This window comes from Streptomyces sp. NPDC056169, assembly GCF_042268445.1.
GTDB lineage: Bacteria > Actinomycetota > Actinomycetes > Streptomycetales > Streptomycetaceae > Streptomyces.
The window spans coordinates 52906-71852 of the sequence record NZ_JBHJUO010000019.1 but is presented as its reverse complement, the minus strand read 5'-3'; the positions used below and the strand labels follow the sequence as shown (position 1 = coordinate 71852).

Below are 18947 nucleotides of genomic sequence, written 5' to 3'. Positions count from 1 at the left end.
CTCTCGGAAAGAGGGCGGTCCCACCAGAAGCTCGCCGGAAACGGCCATCCGTTGCCGCCTGCCCCGCCCCGAGCGCCTCCCCCCGAGCGCCCCGTCCGAATTCCGCCAGCGGCCGTGGTGGGGGCACGTGACGCTGGGGGCATGAGTCTCTACAGCGCCCGCGCCATTCCGCCCCTCGCCCTCGCCCAGCTGCGCGTCGTCGACGACGCCGGGCGTCCCTGTGTGCCGTTCGTCGCCGTCGAGGACGGGAGCCCCCTGCGGTGCTGCCTGCGGTCCGCCGTCGTCGGGGAGAAGATCGCGCTCGTGTCGTACGCGCCGCTGCGGCGCTGGGCCGCCGAGGACGGGGTCGCACCGGGGGCGTACGACGAGCAGGGGCCCGTCTTCGTGCACGCCGAGGAGTGCGGCGGCCCCGCGCCCTCGGAGGCGTACCCCTTCGCTCGGGCCGGGGCGCTGCGGACCGTCCGGCGGTACGACGCCGAGGGCCGCATCGCCGGCGGGCGGCTCCTTGAGCTGCCGGAAGTGCCCGGCGAGGGCTTCGACCAGGCCTTCGAGGAGGCCTTCGCCGACCCGGCCGTCGTCCTCGTGCACGTCCGCGCGGTGGAGTACGGCTGCTTCCAGTTCGAGGTGCGCAGGCCCTGACCCCGGCCCCGGCGTCCCTCAGTGCACGCAGAACTCGTTGCCCTCCGGGTCCGCCATCACCGTCCAGGACCCGGACGGCTCCTCCACCCGGCGCAGGACCGTCGCGCCGAGCGCTTCCAGCCGGGTGACCTCCGCCTCACGGGTGCCCGGGTCCGGGTGGAGGTCGAGGTGGAGCCGGTTCTTGGTGGTCTTGGGCTCCGGGACGCGCTGGATGAGGACGCGCCGGCCGAGCCCCACGCCCGTCGCCGGGTCGTGGGGGTCGTCCGGGTGGCGGACGGCGGCGAGGTCCCGCCAGCCGAGGCGCTCGTGGTCCGTGCCCTCGTGGACCGTCACGGTCGTCGCGGGCGGGGCGGCCCCGAGGTCGAGGAGGCGGCGGATGAGCGCGTCGTGGTCCTCCTCCGCGTAGCCGAGGGCGGCGGCCCAGAAGACGGCCTGCGCGTGCGGGTCGGCGGCGTCGAGGACAAGCTTCCAATGGATGGGCTTCATGTAACTGGTTATACTGGTTACATGACGCTGGCCGCCACCGGAATGACCCTTCGGCACCGTGACGGGCAGGTGTTCCGCTTCGACGCCGGAGCCCTCTCCCTGGAGCTGCTGCTCACCGGCGGCCCCGGGCCCGTCGCCGCGCGGTACGAGGTCCTCGACCGGGCCGACGGGCTGCTCGACTGGGCGCGGGACTGCCGCCTCGCCCCCGGACTCGACCTCACCGTCACGGACGGCGAGTTGGCGGCCGTACGGGAGGTGCGGGACGCGCTCTGGGGCCTCGCCCTCGCGCGGGCCCGGGGCGCCGCCCCCGACCCCCGGGAGCTGGCCGTGGTCAACGCCGCTGCCGCAGAGCCGCCGCTCGTCGCCCTGATCGCCGCCGACGGCACGCGCGCGTGGGCGCCCGGCGCCACCGGGGCCCGGCTCCTCGCGACGGTCGCCAGGGACGCGGTCGAGCTCCTCACCGGCCCGTACGCCGACCGCGTCCGCGTATGCGGCGCCGACGACTGCGCCCTCGTCTTCGCCGACACCTCCCGTCCCGGGCGCCGCCGTTGGTGCTCGATGGACCGCTGCGGCAACCGCCACAAGGTGCGGGCCCACCGCGCCGCGCGAGAACGGGACGACGTGGGACGGTTCGGGACGCCAGAGGCGCCCTCGGCGTCGTAAGGTCGGGCGGTTGGGCCGTTGGTTTTCGGACACCGATCGGGCGCCGGTCGGACGCCGATCGACAACCGAATCGACAACCGAGGAGAGCGCACGTCATGAAGATCGCCGTACTGGGAACGGGCGAGGTCGGTCGTCGCCTCGCCGGCAAGCTGGTTTCGCTCGGGCACGAGGTCGCCCTGGGCTCCCGCACCGCGGACAACGCCGAGGCCGTGAAGTGGGCCGAGGCGCACGGCGGCGGACACGGCACCTTCGCCGACGTCGCCGGCCCCGCCGAGCTGGTGGTGAACGCGACGGGCGGGCTCGTCTCCCTCGCGGTCCTGGAGGCCGCGGGCGCGGAGAACCTCCGCGGCAAGGTGCTCGTCGACGTGTCCAACGCGCTCGACTTCTCGGAGGGCTTCCCGCCCAAGGTCGTCACGTTCGACGGCGGCAGCCTCGCCGAGCACCTCCAGAAGGCGTTCCCGGAGACCCGCGTCGTCAAGACGCTCAACACCATGACCAACACGGTGATGGTCGAGCCCGGCCGGGTCCCGGGCCGGCACCACGTGTTCCTCAGCGGCGACGACGAGGACGCGAAGGCCGTGGTCGCGGACCTGCTCGGCTCCTTCGGCTGGCCCGCCGACCGGATCCTGGACCTCGGCGACCTGTCGAGCGCCCGGGCCACCGAACAGCTCCTGCCGCTGTGGCTGCGCCTCTACGGCGTGCTCGGCACCGGCGACTTCAACTTCTCGGTCGTGACCGCCGGTTCCTGAACCCGGAGGTGGTCGAGCAGCCCCTCGGGCGCCGGATACGGCTCCTCCCGGGGCAGCAGCCGGCCGGCGGCGGCCAGGTCGCCGGCGCGGACGAGCGCGTGGACGTCGTGGGCGAGCGGGGTCACGTCGGTGACGGAGACCGTCCACTCGTCCGCGTACCGCCGGGAGGCCTCGCCCGACAGGCCGAGCTGGAGCGAGCGGTGGGGGAGCGGCCGCAGGTGCGGATCGCGCTCCGGGTCCCACTGGACGCGGGCCGGGGCCTGCCTCAACTGCCGTTTCCAGGAGGCCTGGTCGGGGTGGAAGCCGCGTACGTAGTGCGAGAGGCAGGCGTTCCGCAGGGCCCACTCGAAGCCCTCGCGGGTGATCTCCACGGCGAGGACCGTCTCCTGGCCCTCCTTCGCGCCCCAGCCGCAGCGGTACATCATCCACAGGAACGACGGCTTGATCCACGTCATCCGGTCCCGCTTCCACGAGGCCGGGAATCGACCGTCGCGGGCGGCCGGCAGGCCGATCGCCGGCGTGTACGCCTGGTAGACGGTGACGGTGTCCGGGGTGTGGAGCGCCCGGATCCGGTACTTCGGTTCTTCCATGACCGTCAGGGTGCGCGAAGTCCGGGGGGCCGGGCCACCGGTTATCGGCGGGGCCACCGGGCTATTGGTGGGGCCACCGGGTCATCGGCGGGGCCACCGGGTCATCGGCGGGGCCACCCGTCGTCCGGTCGCCCCGCCCCGGTGCTCACGCGACTGCCGCCTCCTTCGCGTCGTACTCCTCGCGCGCCGCCGCGATCTCGTTCTGGTGCTGCTCGGTCCAGGTCACGAGGGAACGGATCGTGGTGTGCAGGGTGCCGCCCAGGGGCGTGAGCTCGTACTCGACCCGGGGCGGGACCACCGGGTGGACGGTGCGCTTCACCAGGCCGTCGCGCTCCAGCTGGCGCAGCGTGACGGTCAGCATGCGCTGGCTGACGCCGTCGATCTCGCGCTTGAGCTCCGTGAAGCGCAGGACGCGGCGGTCGAGGAGGGCGATGACGAGGAGGGACCACTTGTCGGCGACGCGGTCGAGGATCTGGCGGACCTCGCAGTCCTCGCGGGTGTCCCACTGGAAGGGGTCCGGGTCCCCGTCGCTCCCGTAGCTTCCCGCGCAGTGGCTCGGTGACTTCATGGTGGTCTCGTCCATGACACCTGATCCTGGCGCAGGGCCGGGTCGGTTACAAGAGGGAACCGAGGTCGGCGACGGAAGGGGCCGGGGTGCGACCAAGGTCACGGCCTGAACGCCCCGATCCGCCCCTAATGTGGAGTGATGAGCGATTCATCCGGCTGCCCGTTGACCGAGGTCGTCGTCGCGTACCTGCCCCGGCTCGCGGAGGTCACCTCCGAGCCGGGCCTCGCGGCCGCCGTCGACCAGCACGCCGCCGCCGTGTGCGACGCGCTCGTCCCGGCCCAGCGGGGGCCGGAGGGCCGGACCGTACGCCGGGAGGAGCTCGCCGACTACGTCCTCGGGTTCACCTACGGGCTCTCCGAGGCCGAGTGGGCCGAGCCCGCGGGCCACGACTTCGTGACCCTGCGGCTGACGGCGGTCTGCTGGCTGATCCGGGAGCACGACCTCCTGAACGCGTGAGGGGCGGGCCCCCGGCCCCTCGGCGTCAGCGCCCCGGGCGGACCGCCGACGCGGGGGAAGGCTGCGCCGCCGCCTCGACCGACGCCACCGCCACCGCTTCCGCGGACGCCACCGCCTCCGCCGCCGCCGCGGCCATCGCGGCCCGGCTGCGGCGGGCCGTGCGCAGCGCGTCCCAGGTGAGGAGCGTCAGGGCGAGCCAGACGAGGGAGAAGCCCGCCCACCGCTCCGGCGGCATCGCCTCGTGGAAGTAGAGGACCCCGAGCAGGAACTGGAAGGTCGGCGCCAGGTACTGGAGGAGGCCGAGCGTCGACAGCGGTACGCGGATGGCCGCCGCGCCGAAGCAGACCAGCGGCACCGCCGTGACGATGCCGGTGGCGGCGAGCAGGGCCGCGTGGCCCGTGCCCTCGGAGCCGAACGCCAGGGTGCCCTGGGTGCCGAGCCAGATCAGATAGCCGAGCGCCGGCAGGAACTGGACCGCGGTCTCGGCGGCGAGCGACTCCAGGCCGCCGAGGTTGAGCTTCTTCTTCGCCAGGCCGTAGATCGCGAAGGAGAAGGCGAGGGTGAGCGAGACCCACGGCGGCTGCCCGTACCCGATCGCGAGGACCAGGACGGCCGCGAAGCCGACGCCGACCGCCGCCCACTGGGCCGGGCGCAGCCGCTCCTTGAGCACCAGGACGCCGAGCGCGATGGTGACGAGCGGGTTGATGAAGTAGCCGAGGGAGGCCTCGACGACGCGGCCGGTGTTGACCGACCAGATGTAGAGGCCCCAGTTCACGCTGATGACGGCGGCGGCGACGGTGATCAGCGCCAGCTTCCGCGGGCTGCGCACGAGCTCCGGTATCCAGCTCCAGCGGCGGAGCGCGAGCAGCGCGAGGCCGACGAAGACGAGTGACCAGACCATCCGGTGGGCGAGGATCTCGACGGCGCCGGCGGGCTTGAGGAGTGGCCAGAAGAGCGGGACCAGTCCCCACATGCCGTAGGCGCCGATCCCGTAGAGCAATCCTGCTCGTCCTTCGTTCTTCGTCTCCACCGGACCTCCTGCCCCGCGCCACGCTGTCCTGTCGAAGGTAGCGCCGCACGGGGCTGCTTGTCATGCCCGTATCGCCATACGGTCATGACAGTTCACGCGGCGAGGGCTTCCTTGATCGTCACGGCGATCGGGGTGGTGGGGCGGCCGATCAGTCGGGCCAGGTCGCCGGTCCGCAGGGCGAGCGCGCCGTGCTCGACGGCCCGGTCGACGTCGACCAGGATCGCGGCGAAGGGTTCCGGGACCCCGGCGCCGGTGAGGATCGCGAGGTGGGCCTCGGCGGGGACGTTGCTGTACGTGATCTCCCGGCCGGACTGCGCGGCGACCTCGGCCGCGTACTCGGCGTGCGACCAGGCGGTGTCGCCGCTCAGCTCGTAGGCCCGGTTCACGTGCTCCTCGGCCGGGCCGGTCAGGACGGCGGCCGCCGCGGCGGCGTAGTCGGCGCGGGTGGCGGAGGCGATCCGGCCCTCGCCGGCGTTGGAGACGACGGCGCCGTGGGCCAGGACGGGGGCGAGGTTCGCGGTGTAGTTCTCGCTGTACCAGCCGTTGCGGAGGAAGGTGTACGGCAGGCCCGAGGCGAGGATCAGCCGCTCGGTCTCCTTGTGCTCGTCGGCCAGGTCGAAGTCGGCCTCCGGGCCGCCGAGGATGCCGGTGTACGCGAGCTGGGCGACGCCCGCCGCCTTGGCCGCGTCGATCACGGCGGTGTGCTGCGCGACGCGCTGCCCGACCTCGCTGCCCGAGATGAGGAGCACCCGGTCGCCGGCCCCGAAGGCCTCGGCCAGGGTCTCCGGACGGCTGTAGTCCGCGATCCGCAGCTCGACGCCGCGCTCCGCGAGGTCCGCGGCCTTCTCCTTGTTGCGGACGACGGCCGCGACGGACCCGGCGGGGACGGTGGCGAGGAGGGCGTCGATGACGAGACGGCCGAGCTGTCCGGTGGCTCCGGTGACGACGATGCTCATGGTGTGTCCTGTTCCTTTTCCCGTGGGGTGCGGTGGGCGATGCACTCACCGTACGACGGGCGCTTTCCTTTCGTAAGTACCCACTTTGAAGTAAGGTACTGGTATGGGAGTAAGTCCACAGGTCAAGAAGCCCGACGTGAACGAGCCGATGTGCCCCTCCCGGCTCGTCCTGGAGCACGTCACCAGCCGCTGGGGCGTCCTGATCCTCGCGGCCCTGCTGGAGCGCTCGTACCGCTTCAGCGAACTGCGCCGCGCGATCGGCGGCGTCAGCGAGAAGATGCTCGCCCAGACCCTCCAGACCCTGGAGCGCGACGGCTTCGTCCACCGCGACGCCAAGCCCGTCATTCCGCCCCGCGTCGACTACACCCTCACCGGCCTGGGCGAGGAGGCCGCCCGCCAGGTCTGGGAGCTCGCCCGCTGGACCGAGCGGCAGGTCGGAGCCGTCGAGGAGGCTCGCGGACGGTACGACGCGTCGCGTCGCGAGAGTGCCACGAGTCCGTCCCAATGATGCTGTAACCAGGGCGAGTTGCCCGCGCCGGGCCGTACGATCTGCTCACTGTCGGGGGAGACCGTGAAGACCGTGGGGGAACTGTGGCATACGGGGACCGAAGACTGTGGCGCGCCTGCTGCGCCGTGCTGGTGGGTGGGCTGGCCGTGACGGGGTGCACCGACGGAGGGAAGCCGGAGGGCAAGGGCGGTACGACCACGGCGGCGCCACCACCCACCAGGACGCCGACCACCGCCCCGGCACCCACCCCGACCGCCCTCGACTTCACCCCGGACCCCGAGCGCGCGCCGAAGACCGAAGCCGAGGCCCGGCGCCTCGCCCTTGCCGTCGTCGCCGGGCCCGACGCCTGGGCCCCGGGCTACGTCAAGCGCACGCCCTACCTCAGCGACCCGGACTACTGGCCCGTCCTCGGCGCCAACTGCTCCTGGGAGACGGGCACCCGACCGGCCGACGTCCTCGCCAGCGTCACCGCCTACAGCGAGATCCCCGCCGCCGGCGGCAAGGGCGTCCTGCGGGTCGCCGCCACCGTCACCGTGCACCGCACCGAGTCCGACGCCGACTGGGAGATGGCCTCGACCCTCGAAGAGGTGCTGCGCTGCCCCGACCAGAAACTCCGCGACGGCGAGCGCATCACCGGCCTCATGTCGCTCGGCAATCCCTTCGGCGTCGGCGGCAACGCCACCGCCCACGACGCACTCCGCGAGGGCGGCTCCTACCTCAACGACGCCGTGAAGGGGAAGCAGTTCTACAGCTGGTACCAGTCCAGGATCGGCCAGGTCACCGTCGCCACCGTCGTCAAGGGCGCCCCCGGCTACACCGAGTTGAACCAGGGCGCTGCCATCGGCACGAGCCAGGCACAGATCCAGGCGCTCGTCACCATGCTCGAACGCGCCCAGGACGAGCTGGAGGTCCAGTCGTGAGCGCCACCACCCCGCAGCCCCGCCCCGAGCCCGGCGCCCTCCAGCCGCTGCTGCCCTCCGACCCGTCGGCGATCGCCGGCTACCGGCTCCTCGGCCGCCTCGGCGCCGGCGGCATGGGCGTCGTGTACCTCGGCCGCACGGCAGCCGGCGAACTCGCCGCCGTCAAGGTCACCCACGCCGACCAGGCCGACCAGCCCGACTTCCGGGCCCGCTTCCGCCGCGAGGTCGAGGCCGCCCGCCGGGTCTCCAGCCCCTGGGCCGTCCCCGTCACCGGCGCCGACCCCGACGCCCCCGAACCGTGGATGGCCACCGCCTTCGTCGCAGGCCCCTCCCTCGGCGAGGCCGTCACCGCGCACGGCGCGCTGCCCGAGCGGAGCGTCCGGCTCCTCGGCTGGTCCGTCGCCCGCGCCCTCGCCGCCGTGCACGCGGCCGGGCTCGTCCACCGGGACGTCAAGCCCGGCAACGTCCTCCTCGCCGTCGACGGCCCCCGCCTCATCGACTTCGGCATCGCCCGCGCCACCGGCGAGACCGCGCTCACCGCCACCGACATGGTCGTCGGCACCCCCGGCTTCCTCGCCCCCGAGCAGGCCGAGGCCCGCACCGACGCCATCGGCCCGCCCGCCGACGTCTTCGCCCTCGGCTGCCTCCTCGCGTACGCGGCGACCGGCCGCCCGCCCTTCGGCACCGGCGCCGTGGACGCCCTGATGTACCGGACCGTCCACGACGAACCCGACCTCACCGGCGTCCCCGAAGGGCTGCTCGACCTCGTCAGGGCCTGTCTCGCCAAGGACCCGGCCGCCCGGCCCACCGCGGCCGAGATCGGCGTCCGGCTCGTCGAGGACAGCCCGGGCAACGGAGCCGACTGGCTGCCCGCCCCGGTCGTCCGGACCATCGCCGAACGCTCCGCCCGGATGCTCGCCCTCCCCGAGATCGACGTCACCGAGACCGGTGGCACCACCGCCCCGGCCGCCCCGGAGAAGAGCAGACGCGGCTTCCTGCTGCTCGCCTCCGGCGCCGCCGTGCTGGCCGTCGGCGGCGGTGCGGCCGCCGTCTGGGCGGGGCTCGACGACGAGGACGACGCCAAGGGCGGCGGCAAGAAGACCGCTCCGCCCCGCACCCGCTGGGCGATCGGCGTCCTCGCCGACCTGTCCGGGCCCGCCAAGGAGATCGGCCGCGCCCAGGAGCGCGGCGCACGGCTGGCCGTCGAGCAGTTCAACGCCCGCAAGGACAAACCCTTCACGCTCGACCTCAAGGTCGTCGACGAACGGGGCGACGGCTCCCGGGCCCTGGAGACCGCCAAGACCCTCACCACCGACCCCGGGGTCCTCGCCGTCCTCGGCCCCACCACCGATGCCGTCGGACAGGCCGTCATGCCCGCCTTCGAGGAGGCCGGGATCCCCCTGATCACGGTCTCGGCCGGATACAACTTGCTCACCCTGCGGTCGGACACCGCGCGGAACGAGACGTTCCTGCGCGCCATCCCCAACCACATCAGCGCGGGCACCCACCTCTCTTTCGCCGTCACGCTGCTTCCCCAGATCCGCCGCCCCGGGGTTCTGGAGGACCGGACCGAGGACCACTACAGCTGGCAGGTCACCGGCGGTGTCCGCTTCGGCTTCGGGCAGGCCGGCATCACCCCGCACTTCCGGGTCGTCCCCGCCCACGCCGACGCCGCCGCGTACCGCCGGGTGCTCGGCGAGATGATCGACGCCGGGATGGACGCGTACGTCCACTGCGGAGTCACCGAGACGGCCGTCCACGCCGCCCGCGCCCTCACCGGCCTCGGCTTCACCGGGCCGAGGTTCACCGGCCAGGCCGTCTTCGGCCAGGAGTTCCTCAAGCAGGCCGGGGCCGCCGCCGAGGGCTGGTTCGTGTGCGCGCCCGTCGCCGACCCCACCACGCAGAAGACGGCCGCCGCCTTCACCGCCGCCCACCGCAAGCGGTACGACACGGGCCCCGCGTACTACACGGGCGAGTCGTACGACGTGGTCACCATGACGGTCAAGCAGCTGACGGCCCGGGCGAAGGCCGGTGGCAAGCCCGCCCGCAAGGGCCTGTGGGCCGCGCTGCGCAAGCAGAAGTACACCGGCGCGATGGGCGGTTACCACTTCAACGAGTTCGGCGACCTGGGGCTCGGCGGCACCTTCGTCTTCGCGGTGCAGAACGGCGCGTACAAGCAGATCGGCTCAGCGCCCCTGCTGCCGAACAAGCCCGCGAAGAACGACAAGAAGGCCTGACCCGTGCAGCCGCTCCGCAAGGCCGACCCGTCGGCCATCGCCGGGTACCGGATCCTCGGCCGCCTCGGCGCCGGCGGCATGGGTGTGGTCTACCTCGCCCGCTCCGGCGGCGGGGCGCTCGCCGCCGTCAAGCTGATCCGCGCCGAGCACGCCGCCGATCCGGGCTTCCGGGAGCGGTTCCGCCGCGAGGCCCGCGCCGCCGAGCGCATCACGGGCCGCTGGGTCGTCCGGGTCCTCGGGGCGGACCCGGAGGCCCGGGAGCCCTGGCTGGCGACCGAGTACGTGCCGGGGCCGTCCCTCGCCGAGGCCGTCGGCCTGCACGGCGCCCTGCCCGAGCCGACCGTACGGGCCCTGGGCGCCCGGCTCGCCGCCGCGCTCGCCGACATGCACGCCGCCGGGCTCGTCCACCGCGACGTCAAGCCGGGGAACGTCCTCCTCGCCCTCGACGGGCCGCGGCTCATCGACTTCGGCATCGCCCGGTCCGCCGGGCAGACCGCCCTGACCGCCACCGACGCGATGATCGGCACCCCCGGCTTCCTCGCCCCCGAGCAGGCCCGCGCCGCCGGGGCCGGCGAGGTCGGCCCGGCCAGCGACGTCTTCTCGCTCGGCTGCGTCCTCGCGTACGCGCTGACGGGGGAACGTCCCTTCGGTACGGGCGGGGTGGCGGCCGTCGTCTACCGCACCGTCCACGAGGAGCCCGACCTCGACGGCGTACCGGACACGCTCTTGCCGCTGGTCGGCGCGTGTCTGGCCAAGGATCCGGCGGACCGGCCGGCGGCGGCCGAGGTGCGGGCGGCGCTGGGGGACGCCGAGGGACCGGCGGGGGACTGGCTGCCGCCCGGCCTGCCCGCGCTCATCGCCGAGCGCTCGTCACGGGTCCTGGACCTGCCCGTCGCCGAGCCGACGATGCTGGTGAACTCCGAGCAGCCCCCGGGGATCTCGCGGCGACGCGTTCTCATGGCGGGCTCGGCCGCCGCCGTGGCGGGAGCCGGCGGCCTGACCGCCTGGCTGCTGAGCCGGACACCGGGCGGGACGGGCACGGTCGGCACCGGCGCCCCGCTCGCCACGTACACGATCGGCGTTCTCACCGACCTGAGCGGTCCCACCAGGACGGACGGCCGGGGGCAGGAGCGCGGCATCCGGCTGGCCGTGGAGGAGTTCAACGCCCGCTCCGACCGGCCCTTCGAGGTGCGTCTCCGGGTCGAGGACGACGGGGGGAAGCCGGCGCGCGCCGAGGCGGCCGCCCGGGCTCTGCTCAAGGACCCTCACCTGGTGGGCGTCCTGGGGCCGACGGCCACGGCGACCGCCATCGCCGCGGGAGACGCGCTCGCCGCCGCCGGGATGGCGTTGGCGAGTGTCATCGCCGACGTCCAAGCCGGTCAGATCAAGGGCCAGGAGACCACGCTCACCTACTTCCAGCCGCGGACCCTTCAGGACCTGATGATCGTCCCCTTCGGCCGCTACCTCACCGAGCACGGGGCCGTCAGGACCGCCGTCGTGGAGGACAGGGCCGCCGGCCGGTACAGCTGGTTGGCGGTCAAGAACCTGAAGGACTACCCGCCGTCGCCGGACAAGGGCGGGGTGGCCACCTCGCACGCCGTGGAGGCCGACAGCGAGGACTTCGGCCCCGCCGTACGGGCCGCCCTGGCGACCGACCCGCAGGGCGTGATGTTCGCGGGGGTGTCGCCGCGCCGGGCCGCGCTGTGCGCCAGGGCCCTGCGCGACCTGGGATACCGGGGGCCCTGCGGCAGCGTCGAGTACGTGCTCCAGCCGGAGTTCCTCACCCTGGCCGGCCCGGCCGCCGAAGGCTGGTTCTTCGGCACGGGGTATGTCGACCCCGACGGGCTTGCGGCGGCCCGGCGGTTCACCGCCGCGTACCGGAAGCGCTGGGGGCTCGCCGGGACGACTCCCGTCCAGCGGTTCGCGACGGAGGCGTACGAGGCCACCAACTGGGCGCTCCAGGCAGTGCGCACGGCGGTTCTGGACCACGTCGAGTCGCCGGCCACGGGGGTTCGCAACAATCTCCAGCGGAGCCCGTACACAGGGTTCTCCAAGACGTACACGGTCTTCACGGACAAGAACAGGCCCACCGCCCTCGCGGGCCTCTTCCTCTGGCAGGTGAAGGACGGAGTGCCCCGCTTCCTCGGGAAGTTCGACGAGGCGGCGGCGAAGGGCACGTGAAGGGGCCCGGCCGTTCGCACGGCCGGGCCCCTGACGTCGTACGCGTGCTACCCCGCCACCGTCCAGGTGTCGTTGCCGGTGAGGAGCCGGCCCAGGTCGCCCTTGCCGTTCTGCTCCACGGCCGTCTCCAGCTGATCCGCCATCAGCGTGTCGTAGACCGGGCGCTCCACCGACCGGAACACCCCGATGGGCGTCTGGTGGAGGGTGTCCGGGTCCGCGAGCCGCGAGAGCGCGAAGGCGGTGGTGGGGCTGGTCGCGTGGGCGTCGTGGACGAGGATCCGCGACGCGTTCTCCGGGGTGACCGTGACGACCTGGAGGTCGCCGGTGGCCTGGTCGCGGACGACGCCCTTGCCGCCCTCGGCGCCGAAGCGGATCGGCTGCCCGTGCTCCAGGCGGATGACCGCCTCCTGGGCCTGGTCCTTGTCCTTGAGGACCTCGAAGGCGCCGTCGTTGAAGATGTTGCAGTTCTGGTAGATCTCGACGAGCGCCGTGCCGTTGTGGTCGGCGGCCTGCCGCAGCACCTCGGTGAGGTGCTTGCGGTCGGAGTCGACCGTACGGGCCACGAAGGAGGCTTCCGCGCCGAGCGCGAGCGACACCGGGTTGAAGGGCGCGTCGAGCGAGCCCATCGGGGTCGACTTGGTGATCTTGCCGACCTCGGAGGTGGGCGAGTACTGGCCCTTGGTCAGCCCGTAGATCCGGTTGTTGAAGAGCAGGATCTTCAGGTTGACGTTGCGGCGGAGCGCGTGGATGAGGTGGTTGCCGCCGATGGAGAGCGCGTCGCCGTCGCCCGTGACGACCCAGACGGACAGGTCGCGGCGGGAGGTGGCGAGGCCGGTGGCGATCGCCGGGGCGCGGCCGTGGATGGAGTGCATCCCGTACGTGTTCATGTAGTACGGGAAGCGGGAGGAGCAGCCGATGCCGGAGACGAAGACGATGTTCTCCTTCGCCAGGCCCAGTTCGGGCATGAAGCCCTGGACGGCGGCGAGGACGGCGTAGTCACCGCAGCCGGGGCACCAGCGGACCTCCTGGTCGGACTTGAAGTCCTTCATCGTCTGGACGGCCTCGGCCTTGGGGACCAGGTTGAGCAGGAGCTCCGTGGGCTCAGGCATCGATGGTCTCCTTGAGGGCGGCGGCCAGCTGTTCGGCCTTGAACGGCATGCCGTTGACCTGGGTGTGGCTGCGGGCGTCGACGAGGTACTTGGCGCGGACGAGGGTGGCGAGCTGGCCGAGGTTCATCTCGGGGATCACGACCTTCTCGTACCGCTTCAGGACCTCCCCGAGGTTCTTCGGGAAGGGGTTGAGGTGGCGCAGGTGGGCCTGGGCGATCGGCTTGCCCGCGACCCGGAGGCGGCGGACGGCGGCGGTGATCGGCCCGTAGGTGGAGCCCCAGCCGAGGACGAGGGTGGTCGCGCCGTCCGGGTCGTCGACCTCGATGTCGGGGACGTCGATGCCGTCGATCTTGGCCTGGCGGGTGCGGACCATGAACTCGTGGTTGGCGGGGTCGTACGAGATGTTGCCGGTGCCGTCCTGCTTCTCGATGCCGCCGATGCGGTGTTCGAGGCCGGGGGTGCCGGGCACGGCCCAGGGGCGGGCCAGGGTCTCGGGGTCGCGCTTGTACGGCCAGAAGACCTCGGTGCCGTCGGCCAGCTCGTGGTTGGGTCCGGTCGCGAACCGCGTCCGCAGGTCGGGGAGCTCGTCGACGTCCGGGATGCGCCAGGGCTCGGAGCCGTTGGCCAGGTAGCCGTCGGAGAGCAGGAAGACGGGCGTGCGGTACGTGAGGGCGATCCGGGCCGCCTCGATCGCCGCGTCGAAGCAGTCGGCGGGCGTCTTCGGCGCCACGATCGGCACCGGGGCCTCGCCGTTGCGGCCGTACATGGCCTGGAGGAGGTCGGCCTGCTCGGTCTTGGTGGGCAGACCGGTGGACGGGCCGCCGCGCTGGATGTCGACGATCAGCAGCGGCAGTTCCAGGGAGACCGCGAGGCCGATCGTCTCCGACTTGAGGGCCACACCGGGGCCGGACGTGGTCGTCACGCCGAGGGCACCGCCGAAGGCGGCTCCCAGCGCGGCGCCGATGCCGGCGATCTCGTCCTCGGCCTGGAAGGTGCGCACGCCGAAGTTCTTGTGCTTGGACAGCTCGTGGAGGATGTCCGAGGCCGGGGTGATCGGGTACGAGCCGAGGTAGAGCGGCAGGTCCGCCTGGCGGGAGGCGGCGACCAGACCGTACGAGAGGGCCAGGTTCCCCGAGATGTTCCGGTAGGTGCCGGTGGGGAAGGCCCGGGTCGCCGGGGCGACCTCGTAGGAGACGGCGAAGTCCTCGGTGGTCTCGCCGAAGTTCCAGCCGGCCCGGAAGGCGGCCACGTTGGCCTCGGCGATCTGCGGCTTCTTCGCGAACTTCTGGCGCAGGAACCTCTCGGTGCCCTCGGTCGGCCGGTGGTACATCCAGGAGAGCAGCCCGAGCGCGAACATGTTCTTGCTCCGCTCGGCCTCCTTCCGGGACAGGCCGAAGTCCTTGAGGGCCTCGATGGTGAGCGTGGTCAGGGGCACCGGGTGGACCCGGTAGCCGTCCAGCGACCCGTCCTCCAGGGGCGACGTCGCGTAGCCGACCTTGGCCATGGCGCGCTTGGCGAACTCGTCGGTGTTGACGATGATCTCGCCGCCGCGCGGCACGTCGCCGATGTTGGCCTTGAGCGCGGCCGGGTTCATCGCGACCAGCACGTTCGGGGCGTCGCCCGGGGTCAGGATGTCGTGGTCGGCGAAGTGCAGCTGGAAGGACGAGACGCCCGGCAGGGTTCCGGCGGGTGCCCGGATCTCGGCCGGGAAGTTCGGCAGCGTGGAGAGGTCGTTCCCGAAGGACGCCGTCTCCGAGGTGAAGCGGTCACCCGTGAGCTGCATGCCGTCGCCGGAGTCGCCCGCGAAGCGGATGATCACCCGGTCGAGACGGCGCACTTCCTTCTCGGTGCCGTGGTGGGCCGTCGCCGGGGCGCTGCGCTGCTCCCCGAGCAGGGCCTCACCGGCCTCGCTACTGACCTGGCTGGTCACTGAACTGGACCTCCCTCGTGGCAAGGGGACTCTCCGCCGGAGGCGGGAGAAGGCTCGGGAGACGCCGGCCGATCACCGGTCGTCCCGTGGCCCACCCTACGACGGTAAGGGGGGCCCTCCCGGGACTTCTCGCATACCGGACCTCTTTTTGAGACGCCCTCTTGCCCTGAATTGTCACGTTCTGTCGCCACCCGGATTGTTCCGGAAGGTCGCGTTACGCCTCATCCATTGGATCTAGGACCCTCCGGTTGTCGGACGGTCGGCAGCCTCCCCGATGTCGCTCCGGCCTCGCTCCAGCCGCACTCGGCCGCACTCGGTCACGCGCGGCCGCGCCAACTTCTGACAGGGTGTCAGATATTCAGGACTTCAGATACGTCAACACCGCCAGTACCCGCCGGTGATCACCGTCACTCGGGGAGAGGCCCAGTTTCAGGAAGATGTTGCTGATGTGCTTCTCCACCGCGCCGTCGCTCACCACCAACTGACGCGCGATCGCCGAGTTCGTCCGCCCCTCCGCCATCAGACCGAGGACCTCCCGCTCGCGCGGCGTCAGGTTCGCGAGCACGTCCTGCTGCCGGCTCCGGCCGAGCAGCTGCTGCACGACCTCGGGATCCAGGGCCGTACCGCCCCCGGCGACCCGGACGACCGCGTCCACGAACTCGCGGACCTCCGCGACCCGGTCCTTCAGCAGATAGCCCACGCCCCGGCTCGAACCGGCCAGGAGTTCGGTGGCGTACTGCTCCTCCACGTACTGCGACAGCACCAGGACACCCAGACCCGGGTACTCCTTGCGCAGCCGCACCGCCGCCCGGACGCCCTCGTCCGTGTGCGTCGGCGGCATCCGCACGTCCGCGACGACCACGTCCGGCAGCGCGCCCTCGTCCGCGAGCCCGGCCACCAGCTTCACCAGCGCCTCGCCGTCACCCACCCCGGCGACGACCTCGTGCCCCCGGTCGGTCAGCAGCCGGGTCAGCCCCTCACGGAGCAGCACCGAATCCTCCGCGATGACCACTCGCACCCGGTCCGTCACCTCTTGTACACCCACGTCCCACAGCCCCCTGCTCCGACGGTCGACATCGGCCCCAGCATCGCAGGAAGCGGCCCGCCCCGGGGGAGCACCCCGGGGCGGGCCGCGACGGCCGGAGCACCGCTACGCACGCCAGGGCAGCTCGACCGTCACCGTCGTCGGACCGCCCGCCGGCGAGTCCACCGCCAGCACCCCGTCCACCGCCCCGACCCGCTCGGTGAGCCCCGCCAGGCTCCGGCCCGCCGCCGCCTCCGCGCCGCCGACACCGTCGTCCCGCACCTGGAGCATCAGCCGGTCGCCGGCCCGCCACACGTCCACCCAGGCGCGCCGCGCCCGTGCGTGCTCCGTGACGTTCCGCAGGAGCTCCGAGACCGAGAAGTACGCGATCCCCTCGATCGCCGCGACCGGCCGGGCCGGCAGGTCCACGTCCACCGACACCGGGACCGAGCACCGGGAGGCCACCGACGAGAGCGCCGCGTCCAGGCCCCGGTCGGTCAGGACGGCCGGATGGATGCCCCGGGCCAGGTCCCGCAGCTCCTTGAGGGCGACCTTCACCTCGCCGTGCGCCTCGTCGACCATCGCCGCCGCGGCCTTCGGGTCCTCCGCCAGCTTCTCCTTCGCGAGCCCCAGGTCCATGGCGAGCGAGGCCAGCCGGGCCTGCGGGCCGTCGTGCAGGTCCCGCTCGATGCGCCGCAGGTCCGCCGCGGCCGTGTCCACGACCACGCCCCGGTCCGACTCCAGCTCCGTCACGCGGGACGCCAGCCGCGACGGGCCGAGCAGCCCGGCGACGAGGAACCGGTCGACGGCGACGACCCCGCGCAGCACCCACGGCCCGATCAGGACGAACAGCAGGCCGATCAGGCTGGTCACGGCGATCTCGAAGGTGTTGTCGAGGTACATGTGGTGGGTGGCGTCCCCGTACAGCTGGATGCCGTCCTGCCCGACCCACGTGGGGAAGATCCACTGCCACAGCGGGTACGTGAAGAGGCTCCAGCCCCAGGCCCACAGCGCCACCGTCACCGAGAAGCCGAAGACGGCCCACGGCATGTGGAGGAGCGCGTACAGCAGGTGGCGCCACGACGCCCCGCTCTTCAGCATGGCCCCCATCCAGGAGAACGCCCCGCCGGTCTTGCCGCGCACCGGCTCCGGCGCCTTCACGTCGACGTCGAGCAGCGCCCGCGCCCGGGCCCGCTCGACCGCGCCGAAGCCCCGGCACATCGCGAGCGCCCCGGCCAGGATCGGCACACCGAGGAAGGTGATGAGCAGGCCGGCGCCGGCCGAGACGAAGGCGACGGAGAGCGCGAACCAGCAGACGCTCAGCGGCAGCCCGATCAGCACGTAGCCGAGGGCACGCCAGGTGCGGGCCTCGAACGGCGCGCGGATCGCGGCGGGGAGTCGGGGGGAGGCCATCACGGTCGTCCTTCTCTGCTCAAGGGGAGTGGGGCGGTACGTGTTCCAGGGTTCCGTCTCGCCGCGCCCCGGACCATGAGGGGAGTGGGCGTCTCGGGGCGGGGGTTTTCCCTACCCGCGGGGCCTTCGGTGGGGTGCTGACGGCCGGGGGCTGGCGGCCGGACGCTGACGGCCGGACGCTGACGGCCGGGTGCTGACGACCCGGTGCTGACGACCGGGCGGTCGCGGCCCGATGCTGACGACCGGGCGGTTGCGGCCCGGTGATCACGGCCCAGGGCTCACGCGGTGGGGCGGGGGCGCCACGGCAGTTCCGCCGTGACCGTCGTCGGGCCGCCCTCCGGGGAGTCGACGACGAGGAGGCCGTCCACCGCCCCGAGCCGCTCCGCAAGACCCGCGAGCCCCGTCCCGCCGTCGAGCCGCGCGCCGCCGACACCGTCGTCGCGCACCTGGAGCATCAGCCGCTCCTCGGCCCGCCACACCTCCACGGACGCGGACCGCGCCCCCGCGTGCTTGGAGACGTTCTGGAGCAGCTCGGAGACCGTGAAGTACGCGATGCCCTCGATCGCCTCGGCCGGCCGCTCCGCCAGGTCCACCGACACCTTCACCGGCGCCGTGCAGCGCGCGGACACCGAGGAGAGCGCGGCGCTCAGCCCCCGGTCCGTGAGGACCGCCGGGTGAATGCCCCGGGCCAGGTCCCGCAGCTCCTGGAGCGCGAGTTTCACCTCGCCGTGGGCCTCGTCGACCATCGCCGCGGCCCCCTCCGGGTCCTCCAGGAGCTTCTCCTTCGCGAGCCCGAGCCCCATCGCGAGGGCGACGAGCCGGGCCTGCGCGCCGTCGTGCAGGTCCCGCTCGATGCGCCGCAGGTCCGCCGCGGCCGTGTCCACGACCACGCCCCGGTCCGACTCCAGCTCGGCGATCCGCCGCTCCAGCTCGTCGGAGGGCGACAGCAGCCCGCGGACCATGCCCCGGTCGGCGTTGGCGAGACCGCGCGAGATGAACGGCAGGACGGGCCAGAGGACGAAGAGCGAGACGAGCGTGACCGTGAACGTCACGATGCCCCAGGGCAGCCGGATCAGCCCGTACAGCTGGGTCCGCCAGGCGACCGGGTCCTTCAGCGAGGACCACAGCCAGGCGAAGAAGCCGCGGCGCCGCGGCATCCGGGACGGCTCCGCGACCCGTACCCCGAGCAGCGCGCGGGCCCGCGCCCGCTCCGACCGGCCGAGCCAGCGCGCGCCGCCGAGACCGAGGGCGAGCAGCGGCAGCCCGATCACCGTGACGGAGAGGCTCACGCCGAGCACGACGGTCACGACCGCGTAGACGAACCCGGCCAGGGCCGTGAAGAGGTTGGAGAGGAGGAAGGAGATCTCCTTCCACGTCTCCTTCCCGTAGGCGGACCGCACGGGCGGACGGGGGGCATCGGCGGAACCGGGAGATTCATGATCGGCGCTCATGGCCCCCAGCCTGCCGGTCGCGGAGCGCGCGACGCCA

The 18947-nt window shown here is 73.0% G+C and carries 18 protein-coding genes; 8 read left to right on the top strand and 10 right to left on the bottom strand.

Going from position 1 to position 18947, the window contains the following annotated elements; genetic code table 11:
• The first annotated feature begins 141 nt into the window (after positions 1–141).
• Positions 142–639, top strand: a complete 498-nt coding sequence (locus ACFC0G_RS29505; RefSeq protein WP_376408742.1) for a DUF1203 domain-containing protein — start codon at positions 142–144, stop codon at positions 637–639.
• A gap of 18 nt (positions 640–657) precedes the next feature.
• On the opposite strand, the gene ACFC0G_RS29500 is transcribed toward ACFC0G_RS29505, so the two are convergent.
• Positions 658–1125: a VOC family protein gene (locus ACFC0G_RS29500; protein ID WP_376408739.1), complete on the bottom strand. Its 468-nt coding sequence runs from the start codon at positions 1123–1125 to the stop codon at positions 658–660.
• Between the two features lie 21 nt (positions 1126–1146).
• Between ACFC0G_RS29500 and ACFC0G_RS29495 the strand changes: the two genes are divergently transcribed.
• Positions 1147–1788, top strand: coding sequence for a CGNR zinc finger domain-containing protein (locus ACFC0G_RS29495; RefSeq protein WP_376408736.1), 642 nt, complete (start codon positions 1147–1149; stop codon positions 1786–1788).
• Between the two features lie 95 nt (positions 1789–1883).
• Complete coding sequence (locus ACFC0G_RS29490; RefSeq protein WP_376408733.1) at positions 1884–2537, top strand: NADPH-dependent F420 reductase; 654 nt, start codon at positions 1884–1886, stop codon at positions 2535–2537.
• Here the strand turns inward: ACFC0G_RS29490 and ACFC0G_RS29485 are convergent.
• Together ACFC0G_RS29485 and ACFC0G_RS29480 are read right to left on the bottom strand one after the other, a co-directional pair.
• Complete coding sequence (locus ACFC0G_RS29485; protein WP_376408730.1) at positions 2480–3127, bottom strand: DUF4291 domain-containing protein; 648 nt, start codon at positions 3125–3127, stop codon at positions 2480–2482. The two genes, ACFC0G_RS29490 and ACFC0G_RS29485, sit on opposite strands and share 58 nt — an antisense overlap.
• Positions 3128–3272: 145 nt before the next feature.
• A complete protein-coding gene (locus ACFC0G_RS29480) occupies positions 3273–3710 on the bottom strand; it encodes a winged helix-turn-helix transcriptional regulator (protein ID WP_376408727.1) in 438 nt (145 codons plus the stop codon).
• A gap of 123 nt (positions 3711–3833) precedes the next feature.
• Here ACFC0G_RS29480 and ACFC0G_RS29475 point away from each other — a divergent pair, with 123 nt between their 5' ends.
• Positions 3834–4151 (top strand): DUF6401 family natural product biosynthesis protein, encoded by a 318-nt coding sequence (locus ACFC0G_RS29475; RefSeq protein ID WP_376408724.1) that lies wholly within the window; start codon positions 3834–3836, stop codon positions 4149–4151.
• A gap of 25 nt (positions 4152–4176) precedes the next feature.
• On the opposite strand, the gene rarD is transcribed toward ACFC0G_RS29475, so the two are convergent.
• Together rarD and ACFC0G_RS29465 are read right to left on the bottom strand one after the other, a co-directional pair.
• Positions 4177–5181, bottom strand: coding sequence for an EamA family transporter RarD (rarD, locus tag ACFC0G_RS29470; protein ID WP_376408721.1), 1005 nt, complete (start codon positions 5179–5181; stop codon positions 4177–4179).
• A gap of 92 nt (positions 5182–5273) precedes the next feature.
• Positions 5274–6137: an SDR family oxidoreductase gene (locus ACFC0G_RS29465; protein ID WP_376408718.1), complete on the bottom strand. Its 864-nt coding sequence runs from the start codon at positions 6135–6137 to the stop codon at positions 5274–5276.
• A gap of 103 nt (positions 6138–6240) precedes the next feature.
• On the opposite strand from ACFC0G_RS29465, the gene ACFC0G_RS29460 reads away from it, so the two are divergent.
• The 4 genes from ACFC0G_RS29460 (at position 6241) to ACFC0G_RS29445 (ending at position 11983) form a co-directional block, all read left to right on the top strand.
• A complete protein-coding gene (locus ACFC0G_RS29460) occupies positions 6241–6645 on the top strand; it encodes a winged helix-turn-helix transcriptional regulator (protein ID WP_376408716.1) in 405 nt (134 codons plus the stop codon).
• A gap of 146 nt (positions 6646–6791) precedes the next feature.
• Positions 6792–7565 (top strand): hypothetical protein, encoded by a 774-nt coding sequence (locus tag ACFC0G_RS29455; RefSeq protein ID WP_376408713.1) that lies wholly within the window; start codon positions 6792–6794, stop codon positions 7563–7565.
• Positions 7562–9802, top strand: a complete 2241-nt coding sequence (locus tag ACFC0G_RS29450; RefSeq protein ID WP_376408710.1) for a bifunctional serine/threonine-protein kinase/ABC transporter substrate-binding protein — start codon at positions 7562–7564, stop codon at positions 9800–9802. Before ACFC0G_RS29455 ends, ACFC0G_RS29450 begins: the two co-directional genes overlap by 4 nt.
• A 3-nt stretch (positions 9803–9805) precedes the next feature.
• Positions 9806–11983: a bifunctional serine/threonine-protein kinase/ABC transporter substrate-binding protein gene (locus tag ACFC0G_RS29445; RefSeq protein ID WP_376408708.1), complete on the top strand. Its 2178-nt coding sequence runs from the start codon at positions 9806–9808 to the stop codon at positions 11981–11983.
• 47 nt (positions 11984–12030) lie between these two features.
• On the opposite strand, the gene ACFC0G_RS29440 is transcribed toward ACFC0G_RS29445, so the two are convergent.
• The 5 genes from ACFC0G_RS29440 to ACFC0G_RS29420 all read right to left on the bottom strand — a co-directional run bounded on the left by ACFC0G_RS29440 (position 12031) and on the right by ACFC0G_RS29420 (position 18910).
• Positions 12031–13092 (bottom strand): 2-oxoacid:ferredoxin oxidoreductase subunit beta, encoded by a 1062-nt coding sequence (locus tag ACFC0G_RS29440; RefSeq protein WP_376408706.1) that lies wholly within the window; start codon positions 13090–13092, stop codon positions 12031–12033.
• A complete protein-coding gene (locus tag ACFC0G_RS29435) occupies positions 13085–15022 on the bottom strand; it encodes a 2-oxoacid:acceptor oxidoreductase subunit alpha (protein WP_376408703.1) in 1938 nt (645 codons plus the stop codon). The genes ACFC0G_RS29440 and ACFC0G_RS29435 overlap by 8 nt, the downstream gene beginning before the upstream one ends.
• Positions 15023–15380: 358 nt before the next feature.
• Positions 15381–16040 carry a response regulator transcription factor gene (locus ACFC0G_RS29430; protein ID WP_056652441.1) on the bottom strand — a complete coding sequence of 220 codons (660 nt, stop codon included), beginning with the start codon at positions 16038–16040 and terminating at the stop codon, positions 15381–15383.
• Positions 16041–16172: 132 nt separating this feature from the next.
• Positions 16173–17459 carry a sensor histidine kinase gene (locus ACFC0G_RS29425; protein ID WP_376408700.1) on the bottom strand — a complete coding sequence of 429 codons (1287 nt, stop codon included), beginning with the start codon at positions 17457–17459 and terminating at the stop codon, positions 16173–16175.
• 278 nt (positions 17460–17737) lie between these two features.
• Positions 17738–18910 carry a sensor histidine kinase gene (locus ACFC0G_RS29420; protein WP_376408697.1) on the bottom strand — a complete coding sequence of 391 codons (1173 nt, stop codon included), beginning with the start codon at positions 18908–18910 and terminating at the stop codon, positions 17738–17740.
• Positions 18911–18947 lie beyond the last annotated feature (37 nt).

Bases quoted from the DNA above. Each gene is read 5' to 3' on its own strand.
- ACFC0G_RS29485 (WP_376408730.1), bottom strand. From the start codon at position 3,127: ATGGAAGAACCGAAGTACCGGATCCGGGCGCTCCACACCCCGGACACC.
- ACFC0G_RS29475 (WP_376408724.1), top strand. From the start codon at position 3,834: ATGAGCGATTCATCCGGCTGCCCGTTGACCGAGGTCGTCGTCGCGTAC.
- ACFC0G_RS29505 (WP_376408742.1), top strand. From the start codon at position 142: ATGAGTCTCTACAGCGCCCGCGCCATTCCGCCCCTCGCCCTCGCCCAG.
- ACFC0G_RS29500 (WP_376408739.1), bottom strand. From the start codon at position 1,125: ATGAAGCCCATCCATTGGAAGCTTGTCCTCGACGCCGCCGACCCGCAC.
- ACFC0G_RS29495 (WP_376408736.1), top strand. From the start codon at position 1,147: ATGACGCTGGCCGCCACCGGAATGACCCTTCGGCACCGTGACGGGCAG.
- ACFC0G_RS29460 (WP_376408716.1), top strand. From the start codon at position 6,241: ATGGGAGTAAGTCCACAGGTCAAGAAGCCCGACGTGAACGAGCCGATG.
- ACFC0G_RS29425 (WP_376408700.1), bottom strand. From the start codon at position 17,459: ATGGCCTCCCCCCGACTCCCCGCCGCGATCCGCGCGCCGTTCGAGGCC.
- ACFC0G_RS29480 (WP_376408727.1), bottom strand. From the start codon at position 3,710: ATGGACGAGACCACCATGAAGTCACCGAGCCACTGCGCGGGAAGCTAC.
- ACFC0G_RS29490 (WP_376408733.1), top strand. From the start codon at position 1,884: ATGAAGATCGCCGTACTGGGAACGGGCGAGGTCGGTCGTCGCCTCGCC.
- ACFC0G_RS29440 (WP_376408706.1), bottom strand. From the start codon at position 13,092: ATGCCTGAGCCCACGGAGCTCCTGCTCAACCTGGTCCCCAAGGCCGAG.
- ACFC0G_RS29420 (WP_376408697.1), bottom strand. From the start codon at position 18,910: ATGAGCGCCGATCATGAATCTCCCGGTTCCGCCGATGCCCCCCGTCCG.
- ACFC0G_RS29465 (WP_376408718.1), bottom strand. From the start codon at position 6,137: ATGAGCATCGTCGTCACCGGAGCCACCGGACAGCTCGGCCGTCTCGTC.